At 74.2% G+C, this 21587-nt stretch carries 21 protein-coding genes; 12 read left to right on the forward strand and 9 right to left on the reverse strand.

Going from position 1 to position 21587, the window contains the following annotated elements; genetic code table 11:
* Positions 1-2: 2 nt before the first annotated feature.
* Together OG802_RS08015 and cobI are read left to right on the forward strand one after the other, a co-directional pair.
* Positions 3-1418 carry a cobyrinate a,c-diamide synthase gene (locus tag OG802_RS08015; RefSeq protein ID WP_443055199.1) on the forward strand — a complete coding sequence of 472 codons (1416 nt, stop codon included), beginning with the start codon at positions 3-5 and terminating at the stop codon, positions 1416-1418.
* Positions 1415-2146, forward strand: coding sequence for a precorrin-2 C(20)-methyltransferase (gene cobI, locus OG802_RS08020; protein ID WP_329408545.1), 732 nt, complete (start codon positions 1415-1417; stop codon positions 2144-2146). Before OG802_RS08015 ends, cobI begins: the two co-directional genes overlap by 4 nt.
* Before the next feature lie 29 nt (positions 2147-2175).
* Here the strand turns inward: cobI and OG802_RS08025 are convergent, their stop codons facing one another.
* Positions 2176-3114 (reverse strand): ZIP family metal transporter, encoded by a 939-nt coding sequence (locus OG802_RS08025; RefSeq protein WP_329408547.1) that lies wholly within the window; start codon positions 3112-3114, stop codon positions 2176-2178.
* Between the two features lie 99 nt (positions 3115-3213).
* On the opposite strand from OG802_RS08025, the gene cobM reads away from it, so the two are divergent.
* The 5 genes from cobM (at position 3214) to cobC (ending at position 9084) form a co-directional block, all read left to right on the forward strand.
* Complete coding sequence (gene cobM, locus OG802_RS08030; RefSeq protein ID WP_329408549.1) at positions 3214-4032, forward strand: precorrin-4 C(11)-methyltransferase; 819 nt, start codon at positions 3214-3216, stop codon at positions 4030-4032.
* Positions 4029-5294 carry a precorrin-6y C5,15-methyltransferase (decarboxylating) subunit CbiE gene (gene cbiE, locus OG802_RS08035; RefSeq protein ID WP_329408551.1) on the forward strand — a complete coding sequence of 422 codons (1266 nt, stop codon included), beginning with the start codon at positions 4029-4031 and terminating at the stop codon, positions 5292-5294. Before cobM ends, cbiE begins: the two co-directional genes overlap by 4 nt.
* Entirely contained in the window at positions 5291-7006 is a 1716-nt protein-coding gene (cobJ, locus tag OG802_RS08040) for a precorrin-3B C(17)-methyltransferase (RefSeq protein WP_329408553.1), read from the forward strand. The genes cbiE and cobJ overlap by 4 nt, the downstream gene beginning before the upstream one ends.
* A gap of 73 nt (positions 7007-7079) precedes the next feature.
* Positions 7080-8021 carry a sirohydrochlorin chelatase gene (locus tag OG802_RS08045; RefSeq protein WP_329408554.1) on the forward strand — a complete coding sequence of 314 codons (942 nt, stop codon included), beginning with the start codon at positions 7080-7082 and terminating at the stop codon, positions 8019-8021.
* Entirely contained in the window at positions 8011-9084 is a 1074-nt protein-coding gene (cobC, locus tag OG802_RS08050; protein ID WP_329408555.1) for an Rv2231c family pyridoxal phosphate-dependent protein CobC, read from the forward strand. Before OG802_RS08045 ends, cobC begins: the two co-directional genes overlap by 11 nt.
* Before the next feature lie 136 nt (positions 9085-9220).
* Here the strand turns inward: cobC and OG802_RS08055 are convergent, their stop codons facing one another.
* The 5 genes from OG802_RS08055 to OG802_RS08075 all read right to left on the reverse strand — a co-directional run bounded on the left by OG802_RS08055 (position 9221) and on the right by OG802_RS08075 (position 14056).
* Positions 9221-10207 carry an SCO1860 family LAETG-anchored protein gene (locus tag OG802_RS08055; RefSeq protein WP_329408556.1) on the reverse strand — a complete coding sequence of 329 codons (987 nt, stop codon included), beginning with the start codon at positions 10205-10207 and terminating at the stop codon, positions 9221-9223.
* 243 nt (positions 10208-10450) lie between these two features.
* Positions 10451-11542 (reverse strand): amidohydrolase family protein, encoded by a 1092-nt coding sequence (locus OG802_RS08060; RefSeq protein ID WP_329408557.1) that lies wholly within the window; start codon positions 11540-11542, stop codon positions 10451-10453.
* 18 nt (positions 11543-11560) lie between these two features.
* Positions 11561-12355, reverse strand: coding sequence for an amino acid ABC transporter ATP-binding protein (locus OG802_RS08065; protein WP_329408558.1), 795 nt, complete (start codon positions 12353-12355; stop codon positions 11561-11563).
* Positions 12352-13185: an amino acid ABC transporter permease gene (locus OG802_RS08070; RefSeq protein ID WP_329408560.1), complete on the reverse strand. Its 834-nt coding sequence runs from the start codon at positions 13183-13185 to the stop codon at positions 12352-12354. Before OG802_RS08070 ends, OG802_RS08065 begins: the two co-directional genes overlap by 4 nt.
* 4 nt (positions 13186-13189) lie before the next feature.
* Complete coding sequence (locus tag OG802_RS08075) at positions 13190-14056, reverse strand: transporter substrate-binding domain-containing protein (protein ID WP_329408561.1); 867 nt, start codon at positions 14054-14056, stop codon at positions 13190-13192.
* Between the two features lie 174 nt (positions 14057-14230).
* Between OG802_RS08075 and OG802_RS08080 the strand changes: the two genes are divergently transcribed.
* From OG802_RS08080 to thpD, 5 genes are all read left to right on the forward strand, one after another.
* A complete protein-coding gene (locus tag OG802_RS08080; protein WP_329416986.1) occupies positions 14231-15340 on the forward strand; it encodes a pyridoxal-phosphate-dependent aminotransferase family protein in 1110 nt (369 codons plus the stop codon).
* Between the two features lie 392 nt (positions 15341-15732).
* Positions 15733-16239 (forward strand): diaminobutyrate acetyltransferase, encoded by a 507-nt coding sequence (ectA, locus tag OG802_RS08085; RefSeq protein ID WP_329408563.1) that lies wholly within the window; start codon positions 15733-15735, stop codon positions 16237-16239.
* A gap of 53 nt (positions 16240-16292) precedes the next feature.
* A complete protein-coding gene (gene ectB, locus OG802_RS08090; RefSeq protein ID WP_329408565.1) occupies positions 16293-17564 on the forward strand; it encodes a diaminobutyrate--2-oxoglutarate transaminase in 1272 nt (423 codons plus the stop codon).
* A gap of 57 nt (positions 17565-17621) precedes the next feature.
* Positions 17622-18026, forward strand: a complete 405-nt coding sequence (locus tag OG802_RS08095; protein ID WP_329408567.1) for an ectoine synthase — start codon at positions 17622-17624, stop codon at positions 18024-18026.
* 5 nt (positions 18027-18031) lie between these two features.
* Positions 18032-18919: an ectoine hydroxylase gene (gene thpD, locus OG802_RS08100; RefSeq protein WP_329416987.1), complete on the forward strand. Its 888-nt coding sequence runs from the start codon at positions 18032-18034 to the stop codon at positions 18917-18919.
* Positions 18920-19022: 103 nt separating this feature from the next.
* On the opposite strand, the gene OG802_RS08105 is transcribed toward thpD, so the two are convergent.
* The 3 genes from OG802_RS08105 to OG802_RS08115 all read right to left on the reverse strand — a co-directional run bounded on the left by OG802_RS08105 (position 19023) and on the right by OG802_RS08115 (position 21480).
* Positions 19023-20075: an aminotransferase class V-fold PLP-dependent enzyme gene (locus OG802_RS08105; protein ID WP_329408568.1), complete on the reverse strand. Its 1053-nt coding sequence runs from the start codon at positions 20073-20075 to the stop codon at positions 19023-19025.
* A gap of 107 nt (positions 20076-20182) precedes the next feature.
* A complete protein-coding gene (locus OG802_RS08110) occupies positions 20183-20899 on the reverse strand; it encodes a DsbA family oxidoreductase (RefSeq protein ID WP_329408571.1) in 717 nt (238 codons plus the stop codon).
* 77 nt (positions 20900-20976) lie between these two features.
* Positions 20977-21480 carry a GNAT family N-acetyltransferase gene (locus OG802_RS08115; RefSeq protein ID WP_329408573.1) on the reverse strand — a complete coding sequence of 168 codons (504 nt, stop codon included), beginning with the start codon at positions 21478-21480 and terminating at the stop codon, positions 20977-20979.
* Positions 21481-21587 lie beyond the last annotated feature (107 nt).

Raw genomic sequence — 21587 nt, forward strand, 5'->3', positions numbered from 1 at the left:
CCGTGCTGACCTCCCCCTCCCGCGTGCCCCGGCTGGTGGTCGCCGCGCCCTCCTCGGGCAGCGGCAAGACCACCGTCGCCACGGGCCTGATGGCCGCGTTCGCCGCGCGCGGGCTCGCCGTGTCCCCGCACAAGGTCGGGCCCGACTACATCGACCCCGGGTACCACTCGCTCGCCGCCGGGCGGGTGGGGCGCAACCTCGACGCGTACCTGTGCGGGCCGGAGCTGGTCGCTCCGCTGTTCCTGCACGGGGCGCGGGGGTGCGACGTCGCCGTGGTCGAGGGCGTGATGGGGATGTTCGACGGGGCCGCCGGGGAGGGGGAGCTGGCCTCCACCGCCCAGGTGGCGAAGCTGCTGCGGGCGCCGGTGGTGCTGGTCGTCGACGCGTCGTCGCAGTCGCGGTCGGTGGCGGCGCTGGTGCACGGGTTCGCCTCCTGGGACCCGCGGGTGCGGATCGGGGGCGTGATCCTGAACAAGGTCGCCTCCGACCGGCACGAGGAGCTGCTGCGCGAGGCGCTGGAGGCGGCCGGGACGCCGGTGCTGGGGGTGCTGCGGCGGGCTCCGCAGGTGGACACCCCCTCGCGGCACCTCGGGCTGGTTCCGGTCGCCGAACGGCGGGCCGCGGCGGTCGAGGCGGTCGCGGCGATGGCCGCGCAGGTGGCGCACGGCTGCGACCTGGACGCGCTGTTCGCGCTGGCGCGGGGTGCCGGGGAGCTGCCCGACGCGCCCTGGGACCCGGCCGAGGCCCTCTCCACGCCCCCGGCGGCCCCCGGCGTCCCGGCGGCGGCGCCCGCCGCCGTCCCCGCGGCCGTGCGCCGGCCGGTCGTGGCCCTGGCCGGGGGCCCCGCGTTCACCTTCTCCTACGCCGAGCACGCGGAACTGCTGTCCGCCGCGGGCGCCGAGACGGTCGTCTTCGACCCCCTGCGGGACGAGCGGCTGCCCGACGGGACGGACGGCCTGGTGATCGGCGGCGGGTTCCCCGAGGTGTACGCCGCCGAGCTGTCCGCCAACGAGCCGCTGCGCGGGGCCGTCGCCGCGCTCGCGGAGTCCGGGGCGCCGGTCGCCGCCGAGTGCGCGGGGCTGCTGTATCTGTGCCGCGAGCTGGACGGGCTGCCGATGTGCGGGGTCCTCGACGCGCGGGCCCGGATGTCCGAACGGCTCACCCTCGGCTACCGCGACGCCGTCGCCGTGAGCGACAGCGTGCTCGCCCCGGCCGGCACCCGGATGCGGGGGCACGAGTTCCACCGCACCGTCGTCGAGCCCGGGGCCGGGCCGGTCCCCGCGTGGGGTGTGCGCGCCCCCGAGCCGCGGGTCGAGGGCTTCGTACGGCAAGGCGTGCACGCGAGTTATCTGCACACGCACTGGGCGGCCGAGCCCGGTGCGGCCCGTCGGTTCGTCGAGAGGTGCCGGACGTCATGAGCAGCAGGCTGGTCGGAGTCGGGGTGGGCCCGGGGGATCCGGAGCTGGTGACCGTCAAGGGGGTCAACGCGCTGCGGGCCGCCGAGGTCGTCGTCGTGCCCGTGATGGACAGCGGCGAGCAGGGCCGGGCCGAGGCCACCGTGGTGCACTACGTGCCGCGGGACAAGGTCGTCCGGGTCGTCTTCGCGCTCAACGAGCGCACCGACCGGGCCCGGCGCGAGGCCGCCTGGGACGCCGCCGGGGAGCGGGTCGCCGAGCTGCTGCGGCGGCACTCCCGCGTCGCCTTCGCGACCATCGGGGACCCCAGCGTGTACTCCACGTTCACGTATCTCGCGCAGACCGTGGCACAGGCGGTGCCGGGCGTGGTGATCGAGACCGTCCCCGGCATCACCGCCATGCAGGATCTCGCCGCGCGGTCCGGGGCCGTGCTCACCGAGGGCACCGAGCCGCTGACGCTGGTGCCGGTGACGGCGGGGTCGGCCGTGCTCAAGGACGCGCTCGCCGGACCGGGGACCGTCGTCGCCTACAAGTTCGGGCGGCAGGCCGCGGAGGTCGCCGAGGCGCTGCGCGAGACCGGGCGGATCCAGGACGCGGTGTGGGGGTCGGCGCTCGGGCTGGCCCAGGAGTCGATCCGGCCCGCCGGCGAGCTGGACGGCGAGCCCCTGCCGTACCTGTCCACGCTGATCGCGCCCGCGCGGCGCGAGGGCGGCCGGGGCGGCAAGCTGTGAGAACCCCCGCGTCCAGGCCGCGCGCCCGCTCACGCTGCCAGGCCCACCACCAGCCAGATGAAGGCCGCGCCCGCGATCGTGCACAGCACGGTCGAGCGGGCGGGGTGCTCGTGGTGGGCCTCGGGAAGGATCTCGGCGGCCGCCAGGTAGAGCAGCGCGCCGCCGAAGAAGCCCAGGTAGCCGCCGAGCAGCTGCTCGGGAATGGTGACGAAGGTCGTCGAGGCGGCGCCCGCGATCGGCGCCGCCGCGTCCGCGAACAGCATGGCGAGCGCCTTGCGCCGGGCGTTCCCGTACAGGCTGGTGATCGTGTAGGTGTTGAAGCCGTCCGCGAAGTCGTGGGCGATGACCGCCAGGGCCACGGCGAGCCCCATGCCGCCGCCGACCTGGAAGGCCGCACCGATCGCCACGCCGTCCATGGCGCTGTGGAAGACCATGGCGGCGGCCGCCGTCAGGCCGACCTCCGGAGCCCTGCCGTCCTGTGCCGTGCCGTGGCGGGCCGTGTCCTGACGGGCCGGGACGCCGGCGACCGTGTCCTGGTGTCCCGTGCCGTCGTGCCCGGCCCCCTCGTGCCCGGCGCCCTCGTGTCCTGTGCCGTCGTGCCCGGGGCCGTCGTGTCCGGGGCCGTCGGGGTCCGGTCCGGCGTGGTGGCGGTGACCGGGGTGGGCCCGGTCCGCCGCGGCGCAGGCGTGCTCCTCGGCCCCGTGGGCGGCCTGGCGGACCGCCAGCAGCCGTTCCACCAGATGGGCCACCAGGAAGCCCGCCACGAACAGCAGCAGCGCGGCCGGGACGCCGAACACCTCCGCGCCGGCCGCCTCCAGGGCCTCCGGCAGCAGGTCCAGGCCGACCACGCCCAGCATGAGGCCGCCGGCCAGGCCCAGCACCAGGTGACGGCGGTCGGTGACGCGTTGTGCCGTCCAGCCGCCTGCCAGCGTCATGAGGAACGCGCCGAGCGCGACGAAGACCGCCATAGGCCCTTGCTATCCGATCGACCCCCCATCGCGCACATCCGCGCCGCCCGCCCACCCCGGTAAAGCAGCACAAAGCCCGTTATGAGAGGACCCGAACCCATGGCCGATGCCCCCACCGGCAAGGTGACCTTCGTCGGCGCCGGCCCCGGCGCCGCCGACCTGCTGACGTTCCGCGCCGCGCGCGCCATCGCCGAGGCCGACGTCGTGATCTGGGCCGCGAGCCTGGTGCAGGCGGAGGTCCTCGCCCACGCGCGGGAGGGCGCGGAGATCCTCGACTCGGCCGTCATGTCCCTGGAGGACGTCGTGGCCGTGTACCAGCGGGCGCACGCCGAGGGGCTGAAGGTCGCCCGCATCCACTCCGGGGACCCCGCGCTGTGGGGCGGCACGCAGGAGCAGCTCGACCGGTGCGAGGAGATCGGCCTCACCACCGAGATCGTCCCCGGCGTCTCCTCGTTCTCCGCGGTCGCCGCGATCGCCCGCCGCGAGCTGACCATCCCCGAGGTCGCCCAGTCCGTCGTCCTCACCCGGCTCGGCGGCGGCAAGACGCCGATGCCGCCGGGCGAGGAGGTGCGCGAGTTCGCCAAGCACGGCACCACGATGGCCGTCTTCCTGTCCGCCGCGCGCAGCGGGCAGCTCGTGCGGGAGCTGCTGGAGGGCGGCTACCCGACGTCCACCCCCGTCGTCGTCGCCCACCAGGCGACCTGGCCGGAGGAACTCGTCGTGACGTGCACGATCGGGACGCTGGAGGAGACGGTGAAGGAGCACAGGCTCTGGAAGCACACCCTCTTCCTGGTCGGCCCGGCCCTGGACGCGCACGGCACCCGCTCGCACCTGTACCACCCCGGTCACTTCCACGGCCACCGCAAGGCCGACCCGGAGGCCCGGCGCGCCCTGCGCTCGCGGGGCGCGAGCACATGAGCCGTCCCATCACGGTCCTCGGCGCGGGCACGGGCGCGCCGCTGCCCGCCGGCGTGGCGGCCGGGGCTGAGCTCGTCGTGGGCGGACGCCGGCATCTGGACGCCGTGGAGCTGCCCGCGTCCGCCGAGCGCATCGTGCTCGGCCCGCTGGCGCCCGCCCTGGACGCCATCGCGGAGTACGTCGCCGAGGACCGGCGCGTGCTCGTGCTGGCCTCGGGCGACCCCGGCTTCTTCGGGATCGTGCGGGCGCTCGCCGAGCGGTTCGGGCCCCGGCTGCTCGACGTGCGGCCCGGCGTCTCCTCGGTGGCGGCCGCCTTCGCACGGCTCGGGCTGACCTGGGACGACGCCGTGGTCGTCAGCGCGCACGGGCGGGATCCGCGGACGGCGGTCAACGTCTGCCGGGCGCACCCGAAGACGGCCGTGCTGACCGGGCCGGGCGCCGGGCCCGCCGAGCTGGGCGCGGCCCTCGCGCGCAGCGCGCCCGGCCGCACGCTCGTGGTGGCGCGGTCGCTGGGCGATCCCGGACGCGAGCGCCTGGAACGGGTCTCCCCCGCCGAGGCCGCCGCACGCGACTGGGGAAGCGCCGTGAACGTCGTGCTGTGCCTGGACGAGACCCGGACGCCGGGCCCGGCCCGCACGCTCGCCGGGCCCGCGGCCGGGCCCGCCGGTTGGGCGCTGCCCGAGGGCGACTTCGCGCACCGCGACTCGATGATCACCAAGTTCGAGGTGCGGGCGCTGGCCCTGGCCCGGCTCGGTCCGCGCCCCGGCGAGCTGGTCTGGGACGTCGGCTCCGGTTCGGGGTCGGTGGCCGTGGAGTGCGCCCGGCTCGGCGCCGCCGTCAGCGCCGTGGAGAAGGCGGCGGACGGCGTGGAGCGCGTCCGCGCCAACGCGGCGGCCCACGGCGTCGACGTGCACGTGGTGCACGGCGCCGCGCCGGACGCGCTGGACGGGCTCGACGAGCCCGACGCCGTGTTCGTCGGCGGGGGCGGCGGCGACCTGCCCGGCATCGTGGCGCGGTGCGCGCGGCGGGCCCGGCGCACGGTCGTGGTCGCCCTGGCCGCGCTGGACCGGGTGCCCGCGGTGCGCGCCGCGCTCACCGGCGCCGGCCTCGACTGCGACGGGGTGCTGCTGCAGTCCTCGCGGCTGGCGCCGCTGCCGGGCGACGTGACCCGGCTCGCGGCCGCCAATCCCGTCTTCCTGCTGTGGGGGAACCGGCGCACGGCCGGCCCGTCCCCCGTGAACCGAGAAGGAGTTGCCCAGTGATCGGCCTCATCTGCGCCACCGCGGCGGGCGCGGCGGCACGCGACCGGCTGGCCGCGGCCTGGCCGGACCGCACCCGCGTGTACGACGGGCCCGTGGGCGACGCCGTACGGCGGGCGTTCGGCGAGTGCGAGCAGCTCGTGTGCTTCCTCGCCACGGGCGCGGTCGTCCGGCTCGTCGCGCCCCTGCTGTCCGACAAGGCGTCCGACCCCGGTGTGGTGTGCGTCGACGAGGCCGGGCGGTTCGCCGTCTCGCTGGTCGGCGGACACGGCGGCGGCGCGAACGAACTCGCCGTCGTGGTGGGCGGGTTGCTGGGCGCGGAGCCCGTGGTGACCACGGCCACGGACGCGGTGGGCGTCCCCGGTCTGGACACCCTCGGCCTGCCGGTGGAGGGCGATGTGGCCGGCGTGACACGGGCCCTGCTGGACGGCGGGCCGGTCGCGCTGGACGCCGAGGTGGCGTGGCCGCTGCCGGCGCTGCCGTTCACGGCGCGCGAGCGCACGCCGGGCATGCCGGTCGTGCGCCTGACGGACCGCGCGGTCGCGCCCGGCGACGGCGAGGTGCTGGTGCGCCCGCCGTCCCTGGTCGTCGGCGTCGGCGCGTCCAGGGGCGTGCCGGCCGACGAGGTGCTCGGCCTGGTCGAGGGCGCGCTGCGGGACGCGGGGCTGTCCCCGCGCAGCCTCGCCGCGCTCGTCACGGTGGACGCCAAGCGCGACGAGCCCGGCATCGTCGAGGCGGCGGCGCGGCTCGCGGTGCCCGTGGTGACGTACCCGGCCGAGGAGCTGGCGAAGGTCGAGGTGCCCAACCCCTCCGACGCGCCCCTTGCGGCCGTGGGCACCCCGTCGGTCGCCGAGGCGTCCGCGCTCGCCCGCGGCGGTGAACTCCTGGTCCCCAAGCGCAAGTCGGCGCGGGCGGACGGGCACGCCTCGATGGCCACCTGCGCCGTCGTACGGCGTCCCGCGCGCGGCCGGCTCGCGGTCGTCGGGCTCGGTCCCGGCGCCCGCGACCTGCTCACCCCGCGCGCCGCGGCCGAGCTGCGCCGGGCCGCCGTGCTCGTCGGTCTCGACCAGTACGTCGACCAGATCCGCGACCTGCTGCGGCCGGGCACCCGGATCCTGGAGTCCGGGCTGGGCGCCGAGGAGGAGCGGGCCCGCACGGCCGTCGAGGAGGCCCGGCGCGGACAGGCCGTCGCGCTCATCGGCAGCGGCGACGCGGGCGTGTACGCCATGGCCTCCCCCGCGCTCGCCGAGGCGTCCGACGACATCGACGTGGTCGGGGTGCCCGGCGTGACGGCCGCGCTCGCGGCCGGCGCGATCCTCGGCGCCCCGCTCGGCCACGACCACGTGTCCATCAGCCTCTCCGACCTGCACACGCCGTGGGAGGTCATCGAGCGCCGGGTGCGCGCGGCGGCCGAGGCGGATCTCGTGGTCACCTTCTACAACCCCCGTTCGCGGGGCCGCGACTGGCAGCTGCCCAAGGCGCTGTCGATCCTCGCCGGTCACCGGGACCCCGCCACGCCGGTGGGCGTCGTGCGCAACGCGTCCCGGCCGGACGGCACCAGCAGGCTGACCACGCTCGCCGAACTCGACCCGGCCTGGGTCGACATGATGACGGTCGTCACCGTCGGCAACACCGCCACCCGGAACATCGCGGGACGCATGGTGACGCCCCGCGGCTACCGCTGGCAGGAAGCCGCGCCGGAACAGCCCCGATGACCCGGCCGCCGCATCCACCCCGTCCCGAGCCCCATCTCGAGCCCCGTCCCGAGCCCGATCCCGAGGAGAACCAGTGACCACCCCGCCGCCCGCCCTGCTCATCGCCGGCCATGGCACCCGCGACGAGGCCGGAGCCGAGGCGTTCCGCGACTTCGTCCGGGAGCTGGGCCGCCGCCGTCCGGAACTGCCCGTCGCGGGCGGCTTCATCGAGCTGTCCCCGCCGCCGCTGGGCGACGCGGTGAGCGAACTGGTGGAGCGCGGCGTGCGGCGCTTCGCGGCCGTCCCGCTGATGCTGGTGTCCGCCGGACACGCCAAGGGCGACATCCCGGCCGCCCTGTCGCGCGAGAAGGAGCGCCATCCGGGGATCTCCTACACCTACGGGCGTCCGCTGGGCCCGCACCCGGCGCTGCTGAACGTGCTGGAGCGGCGGCTGGACGAGGCCCTGGGCACGGCGGACCGCACGCCCGGGGACGTGGCCGACGTGACCGTGCTGCTGGTCGGGCGCGGCTCGACGGACCCCGACGCCAACGCCGAGGTGCACAAGGCGGCCCGGCTGCTGTGGGAGGGACGCGGGTACGCGGGCGTGGAGACCGCGTTCGTCTCGCTGGCCGCCCCGGACGTGCCCGGCGGGCTGGACCGGTGCGCGCGGCTGGGCGCGCGGCGGATCGTCGTCCTGCCGTACTTCCTGTTCACCGGAATCCTGCCGGACCGGGTGCGGCAGCAGACCGGGGACTGGGCGGCCGCGCACCCGGAGGTCGAGGTGCGCTCGGCCGACGTCATCGGTCCCGAGCCGGAGCTGCTCGACCTGGTGATGGAGCGGTACGAGGAGGCCGTCAAGGGCGACCTGCGGATGAACTGCGACTCGTGCGTGTACCGGATCGCGCTGCCGGGCTTCGAGGACAAGGTGGGGATGGCGCAGCAGCCGCACTTCCACCCCGACGACGAGGGACACCACCACGGCGGGCACCACCACGACGGCCACCACCACGGGCACCCGCACTCCCATGCGCACTGAGGACCTGGCCGGGGGCCACGACCTGCGCCATCACGGCGACGCCGAGGTGCGCGGGGACGGATCCGCGCTCGTCGACCTCGCCGTGAACGTCCGCGCGGACACCCCGCCGCGCTGGCTGCGCGAGCGCGTCGCCGCCTCCCTCGACGGCCTGGCGGCCTACCCGGACGGGCGGGCCGCGCGGGCGGCCGTCGCGGCACGGCACGGGCTGCCCGTCGAGCGGGTGCTGCTCACGGCCGGCGCGGCCGAGGCGTTCGTGCTGCTGGCGCGCGCCCTGGAGGTCCGCCGTCCGGTCGTCGTGCACCCGCAGTTCACCGAGCCGGAGGCGGCGCTGCGCGACGCCGGGCACAGCGTGGACCGGGTGCTGCTGCGGGAGGAGGACGGCTTCCGGCTGGATCCCGCGGACGTCCCCGAGGACGCGGACCTGGTGGTGATCGGCAACCCGACGAACCCGACGTCGGTGCTCCACCCGGCGGCGACGGTGCGGCGGCTGGCCAGGGCCGGGCGGACGCTGGTCGTCGACGAGGCGTTCATGGACGCGGTGCCGGGCGAGCGGGAGGCGCTGGCGGGGGCGACGGACGTGCCCGGTCTGGTCGTGCTGCGCAGCCTGACGAAGACCTGGGGGCTGGCGGGGCTGCGGATCGGGTACGTCCTCGCCGCGCCGGAGACGATCGCCGCGCTGGAGCGGGCGCAGCCCCTGTGGCCGGTGTCCTCGCCGGCGCTGGCGGCGGCGGAGGCGTGCATGGGGGCGCAGGCCCTGGCGGAGGCCGCGCACGCGGCGCACCGCGTGGCCGCGGACCGGGCGCACCTCGTGGCCGGGCTGGAGGAGTTCGCCGCCGACGGGCTGCGCGTGGCGGGACCGGCGCAGGGCCCGTTCGTCCTGGTCCGGCTGCCGCGGGCCGCCGCCGTCCGGGGGCATCTGCGCACCCTGGGCTTCGCCGTCCGGCGCGGGGACACCTTCCCGGGCCTCGACGAGGAGTGGCTGCGCCTGGCGGTCCGCGACCGCACCACGGTGAACCGTTTCCTCCAGGCCCTGGACCAGGCGCTGTCGCTGGCCAAGGGCTGAGGAGGCGGGCGGACGGGGGCGGAGGGGGGGACGGGGGCGGACGGGACCACGGTCGTCCCGGAACGCGCCGGCCGTGGGACAGGGCCGGGGCGGGTCGCCGGGGGGACGTCCGGCGGCCCGTCCCGCGTCCGTCCGGTCAGCCGCGGCGGCGGGACAGGGCCACCGCTCCGCCGCCCGCGAGCAGCAGCGCCAGTGCCCCGCCCACCACATACGGCGTCGCCGAACTCCCCCCGGTCCGGGCCAGATCGGCCTCGGCGGGCGCGCCCTGGGCCTTGACGTCGGCCGCCGCGGGGGCGGCGGTGCTCGGCGCGGGGGCCTGCCCGGTCGCCGCCTCGTCGCCCTCGGCGGGTTCCCCGGGGCGCTGCGCCTCCTGTTCCTGTGCCGGCTCCGACGCCGCGGGCGTCCGGCAGCTGGATCTCGCGAGCGTCAGGGTGCCGGTGACCTCGGCGACGTTGAGGTGCAACGGGTTGACGGAGACGGTGAGTTCGAGGGCGGTGGTGGCGGCCGTGCGGGAGGTCGTCTCGCGCCGGGACAGGTCGAGGCGGACCTCTCCCACACCGGGCGCCTTCACCCGGGTGACGCCGCCCGCGGCGACGGACACCTTCTTCCCCAGGACGGTCACCGAGCCGGGCAGGTGGGACACGGCGACCGGGGCCTTGCCCGCCTCGCAGGTCGCCTTGGAGGTGACGACGCCGACCTCGACGACGGAGAGCAGCGGAAGGCCGGGGACGTGCAGCCGGGCGTGGACGAGGCGGGTGGACGCCTCGGCCTTCGTGCCGTCGGCCGTGGCCTTGGCCTCGGCGACGTCCGCGCGCAGGACGCTGAAGGGCCGTCCCCCCGCGACGCCGTCGAGTTCGGCGCTCAGCGCGGTCTTCGCGGCGCTGCGGGGAGCCCGTACCTCGTTGAGGGAGACGGCGAGCGGGACGTGGACGGTCCTGTTCACCAGGGCCACGTCGAGGCCGGTGCGCAGGACGGACGCTTCGGCGCGGCCCCGGCCGCCTCCGGTCGCGTGGGCGGCGTCCGCGCCGGCCAGGGCGGCGGGACCCGCGGCCAGGGCGGTGGCCGCCGCGACGGCGGCGACGCGGCGGACGGGTGCGGGCATGCGGAAGGTGTTGCCGTACAAGGGTGGGACCCCCAGAGGAGACGCTTCGGGACCCCGCAAGAATTACGTACGAAGGGTGAACGGTCAGCGGGCCGACGTGAGTTCACTCCAACGTGGATTCCTCGCGCACGCCTTCGAATCGAACGGCACGCGCGTTCCCCCGAGTCACCCTCGCCCCACCGCCGGGTTCTGCCGCAGCGCCCCGCGCCCGAGCGCCGTCGCGCCCGCCGCGTCCGGGGCCGCGCGCCTCCCGCTCGCCCGCCCTCAGCTCGTCACCTTCCCGTTCAGCACCACCCTGCGCGGCGCGGCCAGCACCCGGACGTCCGCGCGCGGGTCGCTGTCGTAGACCACCAGGTCCGCAGGGGCGCCCTCGGCCAGACCGGGGCGTCCGAGCCAGGCGCGTGCGCCCCAGCTCGCCGCCGAGAGCGCCGTGAGCGGCGGGATGCCGGCCGTGACCAGCTCGGCGACCTCCGCGGCCACCAGCCCGTGCGGCAGCGACCCGCCGGCGTCCGTGCCGACGAAGACGGCGATGCCGGCGTCGTGGGCGTTGCGCACCGTGTCGTAGCGGCGCTCGTGCAGCCGGCGCATATGGGCCGCCCAGCGCGGGAACCTGCCCTCGCCCGCGGCGGCGAGGCCGGGGAAGGTGGCGATGTTCACCAGCGTCGGGACGATGGCCACGCCCCGTTCGGCGAACAGCGGGATCAGGTCCTCGGTGAGGCCCGTCGCGTGCTCGACGCAGTCGATGCCCGACTCGACCAGATCGCGCAGCGAGTTCTCGGCGAAGCAGTGGGCGGTGACCCGCGCGCCCAGCCGGTGGGCCTCGGCGATGGCCGCCTCGGCGGCCTCCCGCGGCCAGCTCGGAGCCAGGTCCCCGGCCTCGCGGTCGATCCAGTCGCCGACCAGCTTGACCCAGCCGTCGCCGCGCCGGGCCTCCCGGGCGACGTAGGCGACCAGGTCGTCGGGCTCGATCTCGTGGGCGTAGCCGCGCAGGTAGCGGCGGGTGCGGGCGATGTGCCGGCCCGCACGGATGATCTTCGGCAGGTCCTCGCGGTCGTCGGCCCACCGGGTGTCCGAGGGCGAGCCGGCGTCACGGATCAGCAGGGCGCCCGCGTCGCGGTCGGTGAGGGCCTGCTGCTCGGCGACGTCCCGCTCGACCGGCCCGTGCGGGCCGAGGCCGACGTGGCAGTGGGCGTCGACGAGTCCGGGCAGCGCCCAGCCCTCGGCGACGCGCACGTCGCGGGCGCCGACGGGACGGTCGTAGGAGATCCGCCCGCCGACGACCCACAGCTCGTCGCGGACGTCGTCGGGCCCGGCCAGGACCCGGCCCTTCACATGCAGCACCGGCAGATCGCTCATGACCGGCACCTTAGTGAGCTACCGCTCCGAGCCGCTCACCTGGTCGGACTTCTCCTCCTCCACCTCGGCCATCGCCGGGTCGAGGAGGCGGGAGAGGAAGTGGCGGGTGCGCTCGTGGCGGGGGTTGCCGATGACGTCGGCGGGGGCGCCGTCCTCGACGATCACGCCGCCGTCCATGAAGACGACCCGGTCGGCGACCTCCTGCGCGAAGGTCATCTCGTGGGTGACGACCATCATCGTCATGCCCTCGTCGGCCAGCATGCGCATGACGGCCAGGACGTCGCCCACCAGCTCCGGGTCGAGCGCCGACGTGGGCTCGTCGAAGAGCATCACCTCGGGGCCCATGGCCAGGGCGCGGGCGATGGCGACGCGCTGCTGCTGCCCGCCGGAGAGGGAGGCCGGGTAGGCGGCCGCCTTGTCCGACAGGCCCACCCGCTCCAGGTTCTCGGCGGCCACCTTCGCCGCCTCCGCCTTGCCGCGCCGCAGCACCCGGCGCTGCGGCAGCGTGAGGTTGTCGGTCACGGACAGGTGCGGGAAGAGGTTGAACTGCTGGAAGACCATGCCGATACGGCGCCGTACGGCGTCGATGTCGACGTCGGGGTCGGTGAGTTCCGTGCCGCCGACGAAGACCTTGCCCCCGGACGGCTCCTCCAGCAGGTTCACGCAGCGCAGCAGCGTCGACTTGCCGGAGCCGGACGGCCCGATCACGCAGACGACCTCGCCCCGGCCGACCTCCAGGTCGATGCCCCGCAGCACCTCGTTGTCGCCGAACGACTTGTGCAGCGCGCGCACTTCGATCTCGGGTCGGCTCATTTCACGGCCTCCTGGGCCTTCGCCTCCATGCGGCGCACGACGAAGCCGAGCGGGATGGTCACCAGCAGGTAGCACAGGCCGGCGACCAGGATCGGCGTCGAGTTGGCGGTCGTACTGGCCAGGTCGCGGCCGTACTTGGACAGTTCGCGCTCCTCCAGCGTCACTCCGAGGAGCAGCACCAGGGAGGAGTCCTTGAAGAGCATGATCAGCTCGTTGGTGAGCGGCGGGAGGATGATCCGGAAGGCCTGCGGGATGACGACCGAGACCATGGCGCGCGCGGGCGAGAAGCCCAGCGAGCGGGCGGCCTCCGTCTGCCCCCTGGGCACGGCCTGGATGCCGGCGCGGAACGTCTCCGCCATGTAGGCGGCGCCGATCAGGCCGAGCCCGAGGGCCGCCTTGCCGTAGGTGCCTCCGACGATCTCGGTGCCGGGGAAGGCGAGCGGGACGGCCACGCCGATGAACACGAAGATCAGCAGGGCGGGCAGGCCGCGGAAGATCTCGATGTAGACGCCGGCCAGCCAGCGGTACGGGCCCACCGAGGACAGCCGCATCAGCGCGACGACCAGCCCGAGCAGCAGGCCCAGCACGAACCCGGACACCGTGTACAGGACGGTGTTCTTCAGGGCCAGCGTGATGACGTCCGGGAACATCTGCCGGGCGATGTCCCACTGGGCGAACTGGTTCTTCAGCCGGCCCCAGTCCGCCGAGACCGCGAAGACGATCACGGCGGCGACGAAGACGGCGTACTGCGCGCCGCGCGAGAGGCTGCGCTTCTGCCGCCGGGTGAGGCCCTTCTTCTTCGGCTGGAGGGGTACGTCCGTGTCGGCCATGGGGTCAGGACGCCGAGGCGGAGGCCGACGGGGAGGCGGCCGACGCGTCGTAGGGGCCGATCCACTTCTCGTACAGCTTCTTGTACGTGCCGTCGGACTTCGCGTCGGCGAGCGCCTTGTTGATCGCGTCGACCAGCTTGGTGTTGCCCTTCTTCACCGTGAAGCCGTACTGCTCGCCGGTGTTGAGGTTGTCGACGACCTTGAAGGCGCCGGCGTTGGCCTTGTCCTTGAGCCAGCCCTGCACGACCGGGTAGTCGATGATGACGGCCTTGACCTGACCGGTGCGCAGGCCGTTGAGGACGGCGTCGGAGGACTCGAAGGAGACGGGGTCGAAGCCCTGCTTCTTGGCGTAGTCCTCGCCGGTGGTCTGCGCCTGGGCGCCGAGCTTGACGCCCTTGGACTTCACGTCGGCGAGCGAGGCGACGCCCGCTCCCTTGTCGACCAGGACGGCCTGGGTGGCGTCGAAGTACGGGTCGGAGAAGTCGACGTTCTTCTTGCGCTCGTCGGTGATGGTCATGCCGGCGGCGGCCAGGTCGCACTGGCCGGAGTTGAGGAAGGCGCCGGTCTTGAAGTTCTCGAACGGCGTGTCGGTGATCACCTGCTTCACGCCCAGGTTCTTGGCGACGAGGTCGATCAGGGACACGTCGAAGCCCTGCACCTTGCCGTCGATCTCCGACTGGAAGGGCGGGTAGGGCAGGTGGGTGCAGGTGGTGAGCTGACCCGCCTTGACGAGCTCGACCCCGCCGGCGGCCGTCTTGGAGCCGCTGCCCCCGTCGTCGGTGGAGGTGCAGGCGGCGGCCACGAGCATCAGCCCGGCCGTCGCGGTGGTGGCGGCCAGAACGCGGATCCGGCGCCCGGGGAGGGTGTTCACGGCGGGCCTTCCTGTAAGAGAGCTGAGGGTTCCGATTATAAGGAAAAGTTTGGGTGTCTCAAATCAATCTTATGGCTACAGGGCTGTTCGACCTAAGAAGTCGGCAATGGGAGGGGTCCGGGGGGCGCCGGTTACCCTCGTCACCTCTACCCCGTGAGTGAAGAGAGCACCCTCGTGACCCACCCGTTCCTGGACCTCGCCCCGCTGTCCGCCGCGCACTTCGCCTCGATCGAGGACCGGGTGGCGCGGCTCCTGGACACCCGGCAGGACGTCGTGATCATGCAGGGCGAGGCGCTGCTGCCGCTGGAGGGCGCGATCCGCGCCGCGGCCGGTCCGGGCACGACGGCGCTGAACGTGATCACCGGCCCCTACGGGCAGACCTTCGGCGACTGGCTGCGCGACTGCGGCGCGACCGTGATCGACCTGGCGGTCCCGTTCCACACCGCGGTCACCGCGGAGCAGATCCGCACGGCCCTCGCCGAGCACCCGGAGATCGACTTCGTCTCGCTGGTGCACGCGGAGGCGGCCACCGGCAACACCAACCCCGTCGCGGAGATCGGCGAGGCGGTGCGGGCGCACGGCGCGCTGTTCTACCTGGACGCCGTCGCCTCGATCGGCGCCGAGCCGGTGCTGCCGGACGCCTGGGGCGTGGACCTGTGCGTGATCGGCGCGCAGAAGGCGATGGGCGGGCCGGCGGGCGTGTCCGCGGTGTCGGTGAGCGAGCGGGCGTGGGCGCGGATGGCCGCCAACCCGCGGGCGCCGCGCCGCTCGTACCTGTCGCTGCTGGACTGGAAGGAGCGGTGGGTCGACGCCGGCCGCAAGGCGCTCCCGCACGCACCGGCGCAGCTGGAGATGCTGGCGCTGGAGGCGTGCGTCGAGCGCATCGAGGCGGAGGGGACGGCGGCCGCGATGGCCCGGCACGCGCGCGCCGCGGCCGCGACGCGCGCGGGAGCGGTGGCGCTGGGCGGCGGCCTGGAGCCGTACGTGCACGACGCGGCGGACGCGGCGCCGGTCGCCACCACCCTGCGCACGCCCGCGGGGGTCGTGGCGTCGGATCTGGTGGCACGGGCCCTGGCGGGCGACCCGACGCTGCCGCTGGCCGCGGGCGGCGGCGCGCTGGCCGGGGAGATGATCAGGGTCAACCACTACGGTCCCGACGCGGCCGTGGGAGCGGTACAGGGCTGTCTGGCCGCCCTCGGCGCCGCCCTGGCGGAACACGGACCGGACGTCGACCTCGAGGCCGCCCGCCGCAGCGTGGAGAACGCCTGGCGGCAGGAGCTCTGAGGTCCGGCAGCCGCCGGGCCCCGGGGATCGCCTGCCGCCGACCGGGGCGTGAATTACGGGAAGGGGATCCGAATTGAATTCGGGTCCCCTTTCGTGTGCGTCACCCTTGCCGTCACTCTCGCCATCGCCATTTACCGGCTCTTTTTCACCCGATTCCCGCCCGCCCCTTTTCCCGCTTGATGTTTCCCGAGTTCTCCTGCCCGGATCCCGCCGGAGTAAACGCGGGGATTTTCCGGCACGTCATGGTCACGTGACGCATTGCACAAGAGGGGAGCTTTGCCCCTTTTGTGCGGTGCGAAAAGGGATGAAGCGGGCATGAGCCTCAGCGGCATCACGGAATCCCCACGGCCTCTCCATGCGCTTTTGAATTTCGCTGGGTAAGTTCGATCCGCATGACCGCCGCACAAGCAGACCTGTGTATCGACCGTCCGTCGGTGGCGGACGGAGCCGCGCTATGGCGTATCGCCAAGGAATCCCGGACCCTCGATCTGAACTCCTCCTACAGCTATCTGCTGTGGTGCCGTGACTTCGCCGGCACCTCGGCGGTGGCGCGGGCGGAGGACGGCGAGCCGGTCGGGTTCGTCACCGGGTACGTCCGGCCGGAGGACCCGCACACCCTGCTGGTGTGGCAGGTCGCGGTCGACGCCGCGTACCGCGGTCGCGGTCTCGCCGCCGCGCTGCTCGACGGGCTGACCGCGCGGCTCGCCGCCGAGCGCCCGCTCACCGCCGTCGAGACCACGATCACGCCGGGCAACACCGCCTCCGAGCGGCTGTTCGCCTCGTACGCCGAGCGGCACGGGGCCGGCGTCACCCGCGAGGTGCTGTTCGACGCCGGGCTGTTCCCCGACGGCCCGCACGACAGCGAGGTCCTGTACCGCATCGGCCCGCTCGCCTTCTGAACCCCGCCCCGGCCCTCCCCGTCCGACCCCACACCCCCCAGGAGCATGTCGTCGTGACCATCACCCAGCCCGACCTGAGCGTGTTCGAGACCCTGGAGTCCGAGGTGCGCAGCTACTGCCGCAGCTGGCCCGCCGTCTTCGACCGCGCCCAGGGCAGCCTCATGTACGACGAGGACGGGCACCGCTACCTCGACTTCTTCGCCGGCGCCGGGTCCCTCAACTACGGGCACAACAACCCGGTGCTGAAACGGGCGTTGATCGACTACCTGATGCGGGACGGCGTCACGCACGGGCTCGACATGTCGACGGTCGCCAAGCGGACCTTCCTCCAGACCTTCCAGGACCTCGTGCTGCGCCCGCGCGACCTGCCCTACAAGGTCATGTTCCCGGGTCCGACCGGCACCAACGCCGTCGAGTCCGCGCTGAAGCTGGCGCGCAAGGTGAAGGGCCGCGAGGCCATCGTGTCGTTCACCAACGCCTTCCACGGCATGTCCCTCGGCTCGCTCGCGGTCACCGGCAACGCCTTCAAGCGGGCGGGCGCCGGCGTCCCGCTCGTGCACGGCACGCCGATGCCGTTCGACAACTACTTCGACGGCCAGGTCCCCGACTTCCTGTGGTTCGAGCGGCTGCTGGAGGACCAGGGCTCCGGGCTGAACAAGCCGGCGGCGGTCATCGTCGAGACCGTGCAGGGCGAGGGCGGCATCAACGCCGCGCGTCCGCAGTGGCTGCGGGCGCTCAAGGAACTGTGCGAGCGGCAGGACATGCTGCTGATCGTGGACGACATCCAGATGGGCTGCGGACGCACCGGCGCCTTCTTCTCCTTCGAGGAGTCCGGCATCGTCCCGGACATCGTCACCGTGTCCAAGTCCATCAGCGGCTACGGACTGCCCATGTCGCTCTGCCTGTTCAGGCCGGAGCTGGACGTGTGGGAGCCGGGCGAGCACAACGGCACGTTCCGCGGCAACAACCCGGCCTTCGTCACCGCCACCGCGGCCCTGGAGACCTACTGGGCCGACGGGTCCGCGATGGAGAAGCAGACCCGCGCCCGCGGCGAGCAGGTCGAGCAGGGGCTGATCTCGATCACCGAGGAGAACCTCGCCGACGTCAAGGAGTACCGCGGCCGCGGCCTCGTGTGGGGCCTGGAGTTCCACGAGAAGGCGCGGGCCGGGCGGGTCGCCAAGCGGGCCTTCGAACTCGGGCTGCTGATCGAGACGTCCGGCCCCGAGAGCGAGGTCGTCAAACTCCTGCCGGCCCTGACCGTCTCCCCGGAGGAACTGGACGAGGGCCTGAGCATCCTCGCCCGGGCCGTGCGCGAGACGCTCTGACGCCCGCACGGCGCGTCACCCACCCCCCGTCACCTATCCAGGAGGCATCGCACCACCGTGATCGTCCGTTCGTTCAAGGAAATCGAAGGCACCGACCGCCATGTACGGGCGGCGTCCGGCACCTGGGAGAGCAAGCGCATCGTCCTGGCCCGGGAACGGGTCGGATTCTCGCTGCACGAAACGATTCTGTACGCGGGCACCGAGACGTCGATGCACTACGCCAACCATGTCGAGGCCGTCGTCTGCGTCGAGGGCGAGGCCGAGCTGACCGACCACGAGACCGGGCTGACGCACACCATCACGCCCGGCACCCTGTACCTCCTCGACGGGCACGAGCGGCACACGCTGCGCGTCAAGGAGGACTTCCGCTGTCTGTGCGTGTTCAACCCGCCCGTGACCGGCCGGGAGGACCACGACGAGAACGGCGTCTACCCGCTGCTGACCGAGCCCGAGGAGGTGTGAGCATCGTGACCACGCTGACCGATCTCTACCCGACCCGCGGCGCCACCGAGGTGTCCGTCCCCCGCAGGGACCCCGTCGTCTGGGGCTCCCCCGACACCCCCGGCCCGATCCCGGCCACCGGCCTCCAGGCCTACGAGCGCGACGGCTTCCTGGCCGTCGACCAGCTGATCGGCGACGACGAGGTCACGGTGTGCCGGCGCGAGCTGGAGCGGCTCGTCGCGGACCCGCAGATCCGGGCCGACGAGCGGTCGATCGTCGAGCCGCGGTCACAGGAGATCCGCTCCGTCTTCGAGGTGCACAGGCTCAGCCCGGTGTTCGCCGCCCTGGTGCGCGACGAGCGGGTCGTCGGGCGGGCCCGGCAGATCCTCGGCTCGGACGTCTACGTCCACCAGTCCCGGATCAACGTCAAGCCCGGTTTCGGGGCCGGCGGCTTCTACTGGCACTCCGACTTCGAGACCTGGCACGCCGAGGACGGCCTGCCGAACATGCGGACGGTGTCCGTCTCGATCGCGCTGACCGAGAACCTCGACACCAACGGCGGCCTGATGATCATGCCCGGCTCGCACCGGACGTTCCTCGGCTGCGCCGGCGCCACGCCGAAGGACAACTACAAGAAGTCGCTTCAGATGCAGGACGCGGGCACGCCCTCGGACGAGGCGCTCACCGCGATGGCCGGCGACTACGGCATCAAGCTGTTCACGGGCAGGGCCGGTTCCGCGACCTGGTTCGACTGCAACGCGATGCACGGGTCCGGCGACAACATCACGCCCTTCCCCCGCAGCAACGTCTTCATCGTGTTCAACAGCGTGGAGAACACGGCCGTGGAGCCGTTCGCCGCGCCGGTCCGCCGCCCGGAGTTCATCGGCGCCCGGGACTTCACCCCGGTGAGGTGAACGCCGGCGCGCGCGTCCCCGCGCCGTGACGGCGGCGAGGCCCGCGGCGCCCACCACCCGGCCGGGCGGTGGGCGCCGCGGGCCTCGTCGTGCCCGTCCGCCGTCAGCCCGACAGGGCGTCCAGCAGCCGGTCGACGTCGGCGGGCGTGTTGTACAGATGGAAGGCGGCGCGCAGGCTGCCGGCCCGGTCCGAGACCTGGATGTCCGCCGCGGCCAGCTCGGCCTGGCGGGACCCCAGTCCGGGCACCGAGACGATCGCGGAGCCGGGCGCGGGGAGGGGCGCGTGCCCGAGGTCCGCGAGGCCGGCGCGGTAGCGGTCGGCGAGGGCGAGGTCGTGGGCCCGGATCGCCGTCACGCCCAGTTCCTCGATCAGTTCGAGGGAGCGGCGCAGTCCGGCGTAGCTGAACAGGGCGGGCGTCAGGTCGAACCGCCGTGCGGAGCGGGCGAGTTCGGCGACGGGCCCGTAGCAGCTGTCCCAGGGCTCCTCGCCGGCGACCCATCCCGCGAGGATCGGCGACAGCCCGCCGAAGTCCTCGGGGACGACGAGGAAGGCCGCGCCGTGCGGGCCGAGCAGCCACTTGAAGGAGACGGCGGCGGAGAAGTCGTGGGCGTCGGCGTCCGTCGGCAGCCAGCCCGCGGCCTGGGAGAAGTCGACGTAGGTGCGGGCGCCGTGCTCGCGGGCCGCCGCGCGCAGGGCGGCCAGGTCGGCGACGCGCCCGTCGGCGGACTGGGCGGCGCTCACGGCGACCAGGTCGGTGCCGGGACGGACGGACTCGGCGATCCGCTCCAGGGGGACGGCGCGGACCTTGAGGTCGCCGCGCACGTGGAACGGGTTGAGGACGGAGGTGAAGTCGCCCTCCGCGGTGAGCACTTCCGCCCCCTCGGGCAGCGACGCGGCGATCAGGCCGGTGTGGGCCGCGACCGATGCGCCCAGGGCGACCCGGGTGACCGGAACGCCGGCCAGCCGGGCGTAGGCGGCCCGGCAGGCCTCGACGTCCTCGTGCAGCGGGGTCAGCGGCCTGCCCTCGGCCCGCAGCAGCGCCGCCTCGTGCAGGGCGGCGACCGTGCGGGCGGGGAGCAGGCCGTTGCTCGCGGTGTTCAGGAAGGTGGTCTTCGGGGTGAACTCAGCCCGGACGAGGCTCTCGAAGGTGTCCATGCCCTCCACTGTGGGCCTCGCGGAACCCCCCGTCCATTGCCGATTTTTACGCGATGCTCCTAAGCAGCACTTATGGATCGGCTCTGACCTGGGGATTCACCGCGGGTTCACTGCTGGGGGACCGCGCACCCGTCCGGGCCGCAGGCCTGCGCGTCGCCGTCGTCGACCAGCGTCAGCGGCGAGCGGTCGCCCCACGCGCGGGTCAGGGCCTGGGCGAACACCTCGGCCGGCTGGGCGCCGGAGACGCCGTAGGCGCGGTCGAGGACGAAGAAGGGCACGCCGTTCGCGCCGAGTTCGGCGGCCTCGCGCTCGTCGGCGCGCACCTCGTCGGCGTAGGCGGCGGGGTCGGCGAGGACCGTCCGGGCGGCGTCGGCGTCCAGTCCCGCCTCGGCCGCCAGTTCCACGAGGCGCTCGGGGCCCTCGGTGAACAGCGACCGCTCCTCGGCGAAGTTCGCCCGGTACAGGATCTGGATCAGCTCGTCCTGGCGGCCCCGCTCCTTGGCGAAGTGCAGCAGGCGGTGCATGTCGAAGGTGTTGCCGTGGTCGCGGTCGCGGGTGCGGTAGTCGAGGCCCTCGGCGGCGGCCTGTGCGCCCAGGTTGACCTCGCCGGCCTGCGCCTGCGCGTGGCTCATGCCGTACTTCTTCGTCAGCATCGCCAGCACCGGCTGGACGTCGTCCTTGGCGCGGCCCGGGTCCAGCTCGAAGGAGCGGTGCACCACCTCGACCCGGTCGCGGTGCGGGAAGGCCGCCAGCGCCTTCTCGAAGCGGGCCTTGCCCACGTAGCACCAGGGGCAGGCGATGTCGCTCCAGATCTCGACGCGCATGTCTCGGCTCTCTCCAGGTCGTACCGGTGAAGCGGAGCAGCCCTCCGCCCGGTGGATGAACCTTCAAGCAGCTCGTTTCATTCCCCGGGCACCGAGTACCGCAGCCAGAGGTGGTGGTCGCCCTCGGCGGGCGGGTCCCCCGGATCCGCGCGCCAGCCCTGGCGGGCGTAGAACGCCCGGGCCCGCCGGTTGCCGACGTGCACGTCGAGCACGGCGGTGCGCCGGCCGTCGGCCCGCCACTGCTCGACGCAGGCCGTGTGCAGGGCCGTCCCGATCCCGGTCCGCCAGTGGCCGGGGTCGACGTGGAACTGGAACAGCTTGACCGTGTGCGCGGGCGCCCCCTCCGGCGTGCGGAACGAGGCGAGGCCCACGATGCTCCCCTGCTCGACGACGCACAGCACCTGGCCGTCGGGCCGCTCGATGGCCGCACGCCAGGCGCCGGGCCAGTCGGCGCCGTCCCGCGGGATCCCGTCGGGGTAGTACGTCGCCCGGGCGCGGGCGTGCAGCGCGACCACGCTGTCGACCTCGGCGGGGACGACGGTGCGGATCACCCTGCGCCCGGTCACGCGTTCTCCGGTCATGCAGGACAGGACGTGCCGCCCGGCCGCCCGGTTCCGGCTCCCTCAGACCCGCTCCGGCCCGCTCCGGCCTGCTCCGGCCTGCTCCGGCCTGCTCCGGCCTGCCGGGA

Source organism: Streptomyces sp. NBC_00704, from assembly GCF_036226605.1.
Taxonomy (GTDB): Bacteria; Actinomycetota; Actinomycetes; order Streptomycetales; family Streptomycetaceae; genus Streptomyces.